This window comes from Roseovarius sp. EL26, from assembly GCF_900327775.1.
Lineage (GTDB): Bacteria > Pseudomonadota > Alphaproteobacteria > Rhodobacterales > Rhodobacteraceae > Roseovarius.
Genome location: NZ_OUMZ01000003.1, coordinates 82298 through 95010, shown reverse-complemented (window position 1 = coordinate 95010; position 12713 = coordinate 82298). Strand labels below are relative to the sequence as shown.

Below are 12713 nucleotides of genomic sequence, written 5' to 3'. Positions count from 1 at the left end.
GCGACTCCTGTGGGCAGAATCCAATTGATGGAGTTTTATCAGCAATAGGATTCTGCGCACAGCCCAGCCGACCCAAGATCGTGCAAAACCGACCTTTGCTATAGTTAGCCGTGCGAAAACGACATGGAATCCTAAATTTCAGTTTTTGCAGAACTTGCTGGCAGAGCCTTCCAGGCAAGATGAACCACCTGACAATTGAATGCGTTTTGGTTTTTCGCCTTTGGGTTTGGCGATGGCGGCGGTTTCTTCCGGTTCATCTGCCCCATCTCCGCTGAAGGCCGAAGACACAGCCCCCCAGAGCTTTCCAAGACCGCCAGAAGCCGCACCTTCCGACGATCCGGTTTTACGCGCTTCGCGAACCGCTTGTGCATTTTCCCGACAGGCGACTTTTGAAGCTGTATGATCGACAACACAGTCACCGGGAGGTAGTCCCCGGCGATATTCCATTACACGCGCGACAGTCTGGTCACCTGCGTCATTATAAAACTTGGCGATGTCTGCGTTGTCGTGGACGTAAGCAATTTCAGCCTTTGTAAAGCCACTCGATTTAATATTGCTGTAATCCGAGGACTGATTATCCGACGCATTCTCTTGATACAGACCTAATTCCTTGGCCAGTTCTGGTGACATTTGCTGTGCTTCGGGCACGTTGTCCTCGGTATCACTTGTCTCATCTGGTATTTGTGCCATTGCATACTGGATCATCGCTTCGATCTCGTCGCTCGCATCTTTTGAGGAGCGCCCTTCCAGCAAAGCATTGAGTCCCTTGCGATAACCCAGATTGATCAGCGTTTTCATATTGACCTTTTGACCAGCAGTCAGATCAATCGCGCCGTCCACCCCTGTGTATCCTTGCAAATAGGTATTCACGATCAATGCGCCACTATCAATATTTGCCATACGGTACTGTGCTTCTTGTGCTTTGAGACCCAGGAATTCGTTGCGCAGATCCACCATCTTTTCAGCCAACTCTGCCTCGGGTATGCCCTCGGGCAGTGCTGCATCATTGCCAACGGTCTTCATGGGATAGGGGAGCATGGCATTCAGGCCATCATAATCGATGGCCTGCAAAATTTCACGAGTCGTATTGCGTGACGCATTGGCGTGAACGCGCAATTCTATCTCTTGCCCAAAACCGACTATTCCTTTCAGGACACGGTAATGGTGTTCGCGATTGCCCTGCCAGTCGACCTGTTCGGCAAAGGCGACACCCCCTGCGACGGCATAACCCTCTTGCGAGCTGCCCGCTGACATGCCGTTGATTGTATCGGCAACCAGACCGATCAAGCTGTTCGCATTCGCTTCTTGCCGCGTGCGAACTTCAACATAAACGGCTTCATTACCACGCTTATAAACCCAACTGCGGCCATCCAGTTCCTTGATCCGGTCAGCCTCTGCGCGGACCTCCATATTGGCCACCATAGAGCCACTGGCCTTGTCGCTATTACTTTCATCTGCTTGCGGTAAAACGGCACTGTTGTCGCCTTCACTCAGGGCATTCCGAGTCCAGCCCTCGGGCGCCTCTGGCAGATAAGGCCTCCCGCCAATACGCCAGCGTTTCGCCCGCTCTTCGGCTTCGGCTTGCAGGCGCTTTTCTTCCTGTGCCCCAACAAATCGTTCCTTGTACGTCGCGAAATATGCCCCTGGGGAAAGCTGCCCCAATGCAAGGCCCGCCGTTTTGGATTGTTGATGATAATCAACACCGGCAACAACAATTCCGGCAACAACGGCAAACCCTAGAATATTTGTAACGGACATATCGGCCCCAACCCCTTGCTGAAAATCTGCGTCTAATCTGTTCTGCAATTTCGGCAAAATTTGGATTGGGGTCCGGCGATTATCAGGCAGCGGTTGAAATTAATCCCCCAATGCAATTCCCTCACGCCGTGGGTCGGCGCCACCTAACAAGCGCTGTCCGATTGAAATGGCATGGATACCGGACGTCATGTCACGATTTTCGGTCGTGAACCCCATCGCCTGCAGATCCTTTTCCATCTCGACTGCTTGCGTTCCCGCCTCTAGATCGTAGACCCCAAAACGGTTGATCATGTTGGGAAAACTTGCAGCTTGCTGCACATTCATACCCCAATCCAGATGGGCAATGATGACCTTGGTGACATAGCTGATGATCCGGCTGCCGCCTGGACTGCCAACCACCAGAACCGGTTTGCCCTCTTTCAAGACAATCGTTGGCGACATAGAGGAACGAGGGCGCTTGCCTGGGGCAATGGCGTTGGCAATTGGGCGACCATCATCATGTGTAAGAAAGGAAAAATCAGTCAGTTCATTATTGAGCAAAAAGCCCCGCACCATCAGGCGTGACCCGAACGCATTTTCAATAGTTGTGGTCATCGACAGCGCATTGCCGAATTGATCTACAATTGAGATGTGCGACGTCGAAGGTAGCTCTAATGCGACATCATCAGCCCAGTTCAAGGCATGATCATAATCGGGTTTGCCCGGTAGCGCCTGCTCTAATGCGCTATCTCGCTTTAACTGCTCGGCGCGCGCTTTGAGATAGGCGGGATCGATCAGGCCCTTCACCGGTACAGGCACGAAATCACTATCGGCCATGTAACGGCCACGGTCGGAAAACCCCAGACGCGTGGCATCGCCAATCAAGCGCCAAGTTTGCGGGTCATTCGGACCAAGTGCAGCGAGATCAAAGTTATCGACGATACCTAAAATTTGCCCCACCGTCAGCGCACCAGATGACGGTGGCCCCATACCGCAGATCTGGTAACCACGGTAACCACTGCAGACAGGCGCGCGTTCTTTAACCTGATAGATCGCCAGATCCAAGGTGTTAAGCACGCCAGGGTTACCAACTGCGGACTGCACGGTTTGAACGATGTCTTTGGCAATCTCTCCGGCGTAGAATGCCTGCGCACCCTTTGCCGCTATCTGCCTAAGGGTGTCAGCATATTCAGGATTGCGTAGAACATGCCCCACCGGTGGCACAGCGCCATCCGGCATAAAATACGCGCGGGTCGCATCAAACCGGGACAGGCGGTCAGCATCCCCTTCGATCAGCTTTGCCAAACGCGGGCCAACTGCAAACCCCTGATCGGCCAGTGCGATCCCGTCCTCAAACAAAGTCGGCCATTCTGCCATGCCCCATTTCTCATGCGCAGCTTGCAAGAGCGCCACCGTCCCCGGTGTACCAACGGAGCGGCCGCCAACCACGGCATCATAAAATTCCAATGGGTGCCCGGCTTCGTCCTGAAACAAAGTTGGTGTCGCGACCAAAGGTGCTGTTTCACGTCCATCCAATGTGGTCAGCGCGCCAGTCTTTGCATCATACCAGACCAGAAATGCCCCACCACCAAGACCCGAGCTTTGCGGCTCAACCAATCCCAAAACCACCTGCACGGCAACCATCGCATCAGCAGCGGTGCCACCTCGGCGTAAAACATCCGCACCCGCCTCTACGGCCAATGGATGCGCTGCCGAAATCATCCAATTTTGCGCCTCAACCGGGCGGCCTGCCAGTTTCGCTGCCTCTGACGCGCGCGATTCTGGAGTGGTCGCCACCAAGCCAGCCCCTGCGATTTCAGGTTCAAATTGATCAGCTGACTGCTCTGCCACAATAAACTGAGGCAGCAAAAGAAAGGTCAGCAGGAGTTTTGTAAAATGTCTCATGGAACATCGACCCCGAATGTTTTGTTGATCTTAGGGTAGAGCTGGAATCACCTGATCTGGTGGGCGATGGCCATCGTCAAAGGTTTTGATATTGACCAAGACCTTTTCGCCCATCTCAATCCGCCCCTCGAAAGTGGCCGACCCCATATGCGGCAACAACACAACGTTTTGCAATTCACGCAGCCGCGGGTTGAGCTGATCGCCGTGCTCGTAAACATCCAACCCGGCGCCAGCGATTTCACCTGAGCGCAAAGCGCGCGTCAACGCGTGTTCATCGATCACCTCGCCACGCGAAGTGTTCACGATCACTGCATCAGATTTCATCAGTTTTAGCCTACGGTCATTCACCAGATGAAAGGTAGACGGCGTATGCGGGCAATTCACGCTGATAATATCCATCCGCGCCATCATCTGATCCAGTGATTCCCAATAAGTGGCATCCAAGTCTTCTTCGATCTCAGGACGCAGCCTATTTCGGTTATGATAGTTAATATCTATACCAAAGGCTGCCGCGCGACGTGCAACCGCCTGCCCGATTCGGCCCATGCCTAAAATACCCAAACGTCGCCCGGCAACACGCCCACCCAACAAAGCCGTGGGCGCCCAGCCGTCCCAGTCGCCTTTGCGCATGACGGTTAACCCTTCGGGAATACGGCGTGTGACACTAAGAATAAGCGCCAGCGTCATGTCCGCGGTATCGTCCGCTGACACACCCGGCGTGTTTGACACCATAATGCCATGCTGGCGCGCGGCCTGGACATCAATATGATCCACCCCAGCGCCATAGTTCGCAATCAATTTCAGCCGGTCACCAGCCTGTGCAATCAGGGCCGCATCGATCTGGTCGCTTAATGTGGGCACCAATACATCGGTTGTCTTCACAGCGTGAATCAGCTCTGCACGTGACATTGGCTGATCGCCCTCGCGCAGGGTCACATCAAAAAGTTCGCCCATCCTGTGCTCGACGGATTCCGGCAAGCGTCGCGTTACGACAACACTTAGACGGCCAACTGTCATCAAACCCCTCCTGGTTCTTTCATATTGCAGACGTTAGTGGCAGAGTGACGCAGGAATGAGCGGGGCACAAGAACCCCAATAAAATTAACGTGCAGTAATTTGAGGCACCTCCGTGAAAACAGGCTTTGGAATTGTCATCGCTATCGTGCTGTTCATTGGCACATTTGCCGCTGCCGAAGGACGCGGGCAGGTAACCAATTTGCCATTGCCGCGATTCGTGTCGATGAAAGCCACTGAGGCCAATATTCGCCGCGGCCCAAGTCTGACTCACAGGATCGACTGGGTATACAAACAAAAAGACATCCCGCTACAGATCATCGCCGAACACGGCCACTGGCGTCGTGTACGAGACCGCGACGGTGCTGGCGGCTGGATTCACTATTCGCTGCTGTCCGGCACACGCACCGTTCTGGTCGAGCGTGACATGTTGGCCTTGCGCAAAACACCCACCCCGGACGGCCAACCCGAAGCCCATCTGGAACTGGGCGTGATCGCCCGCGTTGAGGAATGTGAACTGGGTTGGTGCCGTCTGTCTGCGGGGGGCTACAAGGGTTGGGCTGAAAAAGTTTTTGTCTGGGGAGTCGGGACAAACGAGATTCTAGAGTAACGTTCTGAAATCCAGAAAAAGCCCTAAAATTGGCCCGTGAATTTTTTTACAAAACAGGCCTTGCACCACCGGGAAGTCCAGAGTAATTAGCGCGACACGTTGGGAAGTAGCTCAATTGGTAGAGCACCAGTTTTTGGTACTGTAGGTTGCAGGTTCGAGTCCTGCCTTCCCAGCCAAACACACTTTAGATTTACTTTTAATGTAAATCGCAGAAAGCTGCGTTTATTTCAGAGATTGCTTGCCTTCTTGACGTCACAGGCAATCTGAAACCTGAGCAATCATCATGTCAATGCAGGCTGTTGGTCGCGATTTTGGGCATGCGGAACGCCCCAAATAGCCAATATTCCGTCCTGAATAGGAAATTTGGCCCTCCAAATCCAAACTCGTTTTACAAACCGGTGCATTTCATTGCAGGTTGTTATTCGAAGTGTCCAGCTGGGTGAGATTTTTACGTGTCCCTATTCTTTATCGTTGCTTTGCCATTTTTTGGCGCGCTGCTTCCGGGTATAATGAACGCTGCCGGGCGGGCGGCCTGTGCCGGCGTTACCTTTATCGTCTCTCTTGCTGCGTTCTTGGGGTTATTGACCAACCTGCCCTCTGTGTTAGCGGGTGATGTTGTCACAGCAAGGGTCGACTGGATCCCGACGTTGGGGTTGAATTTCACGCTTATGCTGGACGGGCTTGGATTTTTCTTCGCCCTGTTGATCCTTGGTATTGGTCTTTTGATCATTGCCTATGCGCGGCATTACCTAAGCCGCGATGACAATATGGGCGAATTCTTCACGTATCTGCTTTTGTTTCAGGGCGCGATGGTCGGCATTGTACTCAGCGATAACATCCTCCTTTTGTTGATTTTCTGGGAACTGACTTCGCTCTCGTCTTTCCTATTGATCGGCTATTGGAAACATCTGCCAGAAGGGCGGCAAGGGGCACGTATGGCCTTGACCGTAACAGGCATGGGCGGGCTGGCGATGGTTGGTGGAATGCTGATTCTGGGTCAGATCGCAGGAAGCTATGATCTCAGTATCATCTTGCAAAACCGCGAATTGATTCAAGCTGATCCGCTTTACCTTCCCGCATTGATACTCATTTTGCTGGGCTGTTTTACGAAATCTGCACAGTTTCCATTTCACTTCTGGTTGCCGCATGCCATGGCAGCGCCAACGCCGGTTTCGGCCTATCTGCATTCTGCAACCATGGTAAAGGCGGGCATTTTCTTAATGGCCCGGATGTGGCCCGTACTTGCGGGTACACCAGAATGGTTTGCAATCGTGACCACCGCCGGATTGGTGACAATGGTGCTGGGCGCGGTCATCGCCTTGTTCAAACACGACTTAAAAGCATTGCTCGCGTTTTCCACGGTCAGCCATTTGGGGTTAATCACAATGCTATTGGGCACCGGGACGACCTTTGGTGCGATGGCGGCGGTGTTCCACATTCTAAACCACGCCACTTTCAAGGCCGCGCTTTTCATGTCTGCAGGGATCATCGATCACGAGGCCCATACCCGCGATATCCGCCGTTTGGGAGGCCTGCGCAAACTGATGCCTGTGACCTTTGTGATTGCGACGCTTGCCGCTCTGTCAATGGCGGGAATTCCTTTGCTCAATGGGTTTTTGTCCAAAGAAATGATGCTGGAAGAAACCACCCATACTGTACTCTTTGATACGCCTTGGCTGGTCCCGGTTATGGCAACGATAGGGGCGCTATTTTCAGCCGCCTATTGTTTTCGCTTGATTGGGCATGTGTTCTTTGGCCCTGTCCGCGATGATTATCCTTCCACCCCGCACGATCCCGGCCCGGGGCTCTGGTTGCCGCCTGCGGTTCTTGTCGTGCTGGTCGTGGTGATAGGTCTTGCCCCGTTTCTGGCCGAGCCGTTTGTCAAACTTGTCACCGCGTCCCTGCTGGGCGAGGCTGGCGATGTGCCAAAGGCCCATTTCAAGATTTGGCACGGGCTGGTACCTGCGTTGTTCATGTCAATCACCGCCACCCTTGGCGGCCTTCTGTTGATGGGGATGTATAAACCCCTGCTGCGCTTGTGGGAAAACACCCCTCGCCCCGAAGCCAAGGTGATCTTTGAGGCCATCCTAAACGCGACTATTGAAATGGCGCGTACTTTGATCAAAGGTTTGCACAATGGCGCATTCTCTCGTTATGCAGCAATTTGTGCCGTGACCATACTAGCGGTGGGCTTTCATGCCTGGACCACAGGATCAATCGCTGCGCCCACACGGGAAATTCAGGCAGCAACCCCCGTTGCAATTGCAGGCTGGATAATGCTGGTAGCTGCAACATGTGGTCTGGTGCTTATGCATCGCAACAGGTTTTTGGCGCTAATCTTGATTGGGATTGTTGGCCTGATGGTCTCCGTCGGGTTTGTGTATATGAGCGCCCCAGATCTGGCCATGACCCAGTTCACGGTCGAAGTCGTTACAATTATCTTGTTGCTTCTGGCCCTGAACTTTCTGCCCAAAAGCACCCCAATGGAAAGCACTGTGTTGCGCCGGGTGCGTGATGCAGGTGTCGCCATTGCAGGCGGAGTGGCGACGTTCACGCTGGCTTATCACTACCTGTTGCGCGACGCGATCAGCACGCCAATATCTGAGTTCCACCTGGCAAACTCATACAAGGGTGGCGGAGGCACGAATGTGGTTAACGTCATCTTGGTCGACTTCCGGGGGTTTGACACTTACGGCGAAATCATCGTGCTCGGCATTGCTGCCCTGTTGATTTATGCCCTGACCGAAACCTTGCTGGACGGGCCAGTCCGCGCACGGCTTTTGAACCGACAACCAGATCAATCGCGCGCGGGCGATAGGCATCCGATGATGATGGTCGTGCTGACGCGGGTGATCATGCCTGTGGTCTTGATGGTTGGCTTTTATATCTTCCTGCGCGGTCATAATGATCCGGGGGGCGGGTTTATCGCCGGTTTGATCGTCTCTATTGCTGTGGTTATGCAGTATATGGCCAGTGGGTTTGCATGGACGTCAGCCCGACTGACATATCCTTACCATGGCGTGATTGGTGCTGGCGTTTTGATCGCTGGTTTTACCGGTATCGGATCGTGGTTCGTTAGCAAACCGTTCCTGACATCTGATTTTACCTATGTTCGCATCCCACCGTTTGAGAAGTTTGAGCTCGCGACGGCGGCCCTTTTTGATTTGGGTGTGTTCCTGGCGGTTGTGGGCGCGGTTATGCTGTCGCTAGAAAGCTTTTCGCGGCTCGCACGGCGTGCACATGTGCCTGACAGCGATCATCCGATGGACATTGATCCATCCCGCGATGACCCGCCACCAGATGCCTCCGGGCCAGAAAGGGAGGGTGTGTGATATGGAACTGCTCGTCGCATCCGCCATTGGCATTCTGACCGCTGCGGGATTGTATCTTGTTCTACGGCTCAGAACCTTTCCCGTGATCCTTGGCGTCTCATTACTGACCTACTCGGTCAATATCTTTTTGTTTGCCTCGGGAAGGCTAAGTATCGGTGCCCCACCAATTTTACGAGATGGCGTATCTGTCTATACCGATCCATTGCCTCAGGCCCTTGTTTTGACGGCGATCGTGATTTCATTTGGCATGACAGCCGTTGTGGTGATGATCGGGCTTGGGGCATTCCTTGGGGCAAATGATGACCATGTGAATGATCAACCCAAAGAGCAGAAGACAGACGCGGAGGGACAATCATGACCCACTGGATCATCGCCCCCGTTGTTCTACCTGCGATGCTTGCGCCGTTTATCGTGCTGGCCGCACGTTATCATATCGGAATTCAGCGGGTATTTTCCCTTGCAGGTGTTATAGCACTGATTGCCATAGCCGCCGGGTTGGCATGGGAGGTCTCAGACGGAACAATCCTACTTTATCAACTGGGGGATTGGGCTGCGCCCTTTGGCATCGTTCTTGTCGGTGATCGGCTCTCAACTATGATGGTACTGCTGACATCCGTATTGGCACTGTTTGTTCTGCTCTATGCCATTGGATCGGGCTGGGACAATCGCGGGCGACACTTTCACGCGCTGTTTCAGTTCCAGTTGATGGGGATTATTGGCGCCTTTCTAACCGGTGACCTGTTCAACCTTTTTGTATTCTTCGAGGTCCTGCTGATCGCCTCTTACGGGCTGATGATCCACGCGGGTGGCAATGCGCGGCTACGCGCGGGCGTGCAGTATGTGTTGTTCAACCTGATCGGATCTACACTGTTTTTGTTTGCACTGGGGTCAATTTACGCAGAAACAGGCACGCTGAATATGGCTGACCTCGCAGAGCGCGTGACACTGATTGATCCTGAAGAAACCGTTGGTATTCGCGTTGCGGCAGTTTTGCTGTTGCTTGTCTTTGCCATCAAGGCGGCCCTCGCCCCGCTTCATTTTTGGCTACCTTCAAGCTATTCAGAGGCCCCCGCTCCAGTTGCTGCATTGTTTGCGATCATGACAAAAGTTGGGGCCTACGCAGTCATCCGCGTTTATACGATGATCTTTCCGATCGACCTTGAAGTCACCTCGGGCCTGCATGATCAGTGGCTGTTGCCCGCCGCATTGGTATCGCTTGCGATTGGAATGGTCGGCACGCTTGCGGCAACAAAACTAGACCGGCTTATTGCGTTTTCGATCATCGGATCGATGGGCATGGTTATGGTATCAATTGCGCTGTTCAATCCTGCAGGGATCGCCGCGGCACTGTATTATATCGTGCATTCAACATTGGCTGGCGCTGCATTGTTCCTGATCTCGGATCTGGTACGCACCGGGCGGGGCAATCTACAGATCACCGCCCAACCCCCAATCAAAGGCGCCGCCTTAACCGCCGCGTTGTTTTTTGCTGGTGCTATTGCCATGGCCGGCCTGCCGCCGCTGTCAGGGTTTTTGGGAAAGATGATGGTGTTGAATGCCGCATATGACACCGATCTGATGGTCTGGGTCTGGACGGTTGTTCTGGTATCCAGCCTGATCAGTGTTCTGGGTTTCGCCCGCGCGGGTAGCATCATTTTCTGGAAAGCTCAAAGTGTTGAACCCAATATTGAACCCGACGCAGAACCTGGCGACGCAACCTGCCCGACTGCACTTTCATATGTTGCTGTAGGCGGATTGTTTGTACTTCTGACAGCGCATACCGTCTTTGCTGGTAAGGTCCATGGTTATACAACTGTCATGGCGGCACAGCTATTTCAGCCGGACGCCTATATCGCAACCGTGATCGAGACCCCCGGCAAACTTAGCAAACCACAGGAGGGCCACTGATATGACACGCGCGTTCCGTAGGCTTTTGCCACACCCTTTCCTGACGCTCATACTCACGACGGTCTGGGTCCTTTTGCAAAATGATGTTTCGGCCGGAATGGTTGTTTTCGGTCTTATTCTTGGGATCATCATCCCGTGGATCACAGTGAGATGGTGGCCCGATACGCCACAAGGGTTTCGCCTGAACAAAATGATCAGCTACAGCATGATTGTGATGGGCGACATTCTTATCGCCAACATACAGGTCGCTTGGATTGTTCTCACCGTCCCAAACTCGAAACTCAAACCGGCCTGGATCGTGATCCCGCTTGAATTGCGTCAACCCGAGGCTATTACTGTGCTTGCAGGTACAATCACTCTCACGCCGGGCACAGTCTCGTCCGACTTGTCCAGTGAAGGGCATAGCCTGCTTGTTCACGTCCTGCATACAGATGATCCCGACGCGGTGCGCGACGAGATTAAAACGCGATACGAGCGTCGCCTGCTGGAGGTTTTTTCATGACCACTGCTATAGAACTTATGGATGTCGCCCTGATCATCGCCTTTGTCGCCTTAGCCCTTGGTCAGATCCTTTCGATGGTTCGGCTGCTGTTGGGGCCAACCTCTGCTGACCGGATCCTTGCCCTAGATACGATGGTCATCAACGCATTGGGTCTGGTCGTTGTCCTTGGCATCCATCAGGGCCAACAGATCTACTTTGAAGTCTCGCTTTTGATCGCCATGCTTGGTTTTGTTTCAACAGTAGCGTTGGCACGCTTCATGTTACGAGGGGATATTATCGAATGACGCTCCAAATCATAGCGACTTACGGTGCTGCGCTCTCGTTGCTGATCGGATCGGGCTTTATTCTGGTCGGCGTGATAGGTCTGTTGAAATTCAACGATTCAATGTCTCGCATGCATGCCCCGACCAAAGTTGGCACGGTTGGAATCGGCATGCTGTTGCTTGCATCGATACTGAATTCGTTTGCCACAGGTACACCTTCCATCCACGAAGTCCTGATCATGGCCTTCTTGTTTGTTACAGCACCGGTTTCCGCACATTTCATCGCAAAGGTGAACATTCACCGCAGGACGTGCCAGACCCCTCCGCCACCCCCAGCCGATGACAACTGGGCAACATTGCACCCTACTGAAACTGAGTAAGCCCGGGACCATGCAAAATTCTTTGTCGAGTGTCGTATCTCGGCTTATGAAAATAGTGCTTTGCTACGCGCGATGATATGTTCGACGAACAGGCGTATTTTGGGATCCTGTAATTTTTTGTGCGGGTAGAGACATCCAAAAACTATCGGAACCGGCGGGGTGCTTGGCAGGACCTCTACCAGCTGACCGTCGGCAAGATGTTCTGCCACATCAAAGCGAGGTTTGTTGACGATGCCTCGCCCGGCCAATGCCCAATCTGTCAGCACGTCACCATCATCGGCATCAAACTTGCCGCGCACTTCCAGTTTCACCGTCTCGGTGCCCGACTGAAGTGTCCAGAAATATTCTGGAGATCGAGGATATCGCAACAATAGGCAATTGTGACCTGATTGCAAAAGGTCTTCAGGCTTCTTTGGGGTTCCGAACTCTGACAGATATTTGGGCGCAGCACACAAGACACGGTCGCAGTCGGTGATTTTGCGAAGCTTCAGATTGGAATCCGCAGGCTTGCCTACAAAAAACTCAACATCGATACCATCTGCAAGAATATCAACCTTGCGATCGGACAGACGCATCTGGATTTCGGTTTCAGGAAACGCATCGACAAAATCGGGCACAAGCGGCGCCACAATACGGCGCCCCACGCCAAGCGGGGATGTCACGCGTATCACGCCACGTGGCCGATCAGAAAAATTAGCCACTTTGGCCTCTGCGGTTTCCAGAGAAAGAAGTATATTCTTCGCCTCTCCATAGAATACGGTGCCAACCTCGGTCGGGGTAATGGACCGGGTTGTACGGTTGAAAAGCCGAACACCTAGCCGTTTTTCAAGCTCTTTGATTCGCTTGCTAGCCATCGCAGGCGTCAGCCGCAGATCGCGTCCGCCAGATGTGATATTGCCAAGTTCATACACCCTGACAAAAACACGAAGGCTTTCGATATAAGACATTGTCACATCCGATCAGATGATTACTTAGAAAAAGCATTGCATTGCGGGCCTTTCATTTTCAACAGAATGTTGAAACTATTTCCCATTTATCGCTATTTGAGAACACAATAGATCG

11 protein-coding genes and 1 tRNA gene are annotated in these 12713 nt (G+C 53.0%); 8 read left to right on the top strand and 4 right to left on the bottom strand.

Features of this window, described 5'->3' with window-relative positions; all coding sequences use genetic code 11:
• Positions 1–138: 138 nt before the first annotated feature.
• From D9A02_RS01415 to D9A02_RS01405, 3 genes are all read right to left on the bottom strand, one after another.
• Positions 139–1758, bottom strand: coding sequence for a hypothetical protein (locus tag D9A02_RS01415; protein ID WP_120499200.1), 1620 nt, complete (start codon positions 1756–1758; stop codon positions 139–141).
• Between the two features lie 99 nt (positions 1759–1857).
• Entirely contained in the window at positions 1858–3642 is a 1785-nt protein-coding gene (ggt, locus tag D9A02_RS01410) for a gamma-glutamyltransferase (protein WP_120499199.1), read from the bottom strand.
• Positions 3643–3672: 30 nt separating this feature from the next.
• On the bottom strand, positions 3673–4659 hold the full coding sequence (locus D9A02_RS01405) for a D-glycerate dehydrogenase (protein ID WP_120499198.1): 987 nt from the start codon (positions 4657–4659) through the stop codon (positions 3673–3675).
• Between the two features lie 130 nt (positions 4660–4789).
• Here D9A02_RS01405 and D9A02_RS01400 point away from each other — a divergent pair, with 130 nt between their 5' ends.
• The 8 genes from D9A02_RS01400 to mnhG all read left to right on the top strand — a co-directional run bounded on the left by D9A02_RS01400 (position 4790) and on the right by mnhG (position 11651).
• The gene (locus D9A02_RS01400) at positions 4790–5266 is read left to right on the top strand and encodes an SH3 domain-containing protein (protein WP_254054506.1); all 477 of its coding nucleotides are present in this window, start codon (positions 4790–4792) and stop codon (positions 5264–5266) included.
• A 100-nt stretch (positions 5267–5366) separates the two neighbouring features.
• Positions 5367–5442, top strand: a tRNA-Gln gene (locus tag D9A02_RS01395).
• A 276-nt stretch (positions 5443–5718) separates the two neighbouring features.
• Positions 5719–8598, top strand: coding sequence for a monovalent cation/H+ antiporter subunit A (locus tag D9A02_RS01390; protein WP_120499197.1), 2880 nt, complete (start codon positions 5719–5721; stop codon positions 8596–8598).
• A 1-nt stretch (position 8599) separates the two neighbouring features.
• Positions 8600–8956: a Na+/H+ antiporter subunit C gene (locus D9A02_RS01385; protein ID WP_120499196.1), complete on the top strand. Its 357-nt coding sequence runs from the start codon at positions 8600–8602 to the stop codon at positions 8954–8956.
• Complete coding sequence (locus D9A02_RS01380) at positions 8953–10506, top strand: monovalent cation/H+ antiporter subunit D (protein WP_120499195.1); 1554 nt, start codon at positions 8953–8955, stop codon at positions 10504–10506. The genes D9A02_RS01385 and D9A02_RS01380 overlap by 4 nt, the downstream gene beginning before the upstream one ends.
• Position 10507: 1 nt before the next feature.
• The gene (locus D9A02_RS01375) at positions 10508–11008 is read left to right on the top strand and encodes a Na+/H+ antiporter subunit E (protein ID WP_120499194.1); all 501 of its coding nucleotides are present in this window, start codon (positions 10508–10510) and stop codon (positions 11006–11008) included.
• Entirely contained in the window at positions 11005–11292 is a 288-nt protein-coding gene (locus D9A02_RS01370) for a K+/H+ antiporter subunit F (protein ID WP_120499193.1), read from the top strand. Before D9A02_RS01375 ends, D9A02_RS01370 begins: the two co-directional genes overlap by 4 nt.
• Positions 11289–11651: a monovalent cation/H(+) antiporter subunit G gene (mnhG, locus tag D9A02_RS01365; protein WP_120499192.1), complete on the top strand. Its 363-nt coding sequence runs from the start codon at positions 11289–11291 to the stop codon at positions 11649–11651. Before D9A02_RS01370 ends, mnhG begins: the two co-directional genes overlap by 4 nt.
• 44 nt (positions 11652–11695) lie before the next feature.
• Here mnhG and D9A02_RS01360 read toward each other — a convergent pair whose 3' ends face one another.
• Positions 11696–12598, bottom strand: a complete 903-nt coding sequence (locus tag D9A02_RS01360; RefSeq protein WP_120499191.1) for a LysR family transcriptional regulator — start codon at positions 12596–12598, stop codon at positions 11696–11698.
• Positions 12599–12713 lie beyond the last annotated feature (115 nt).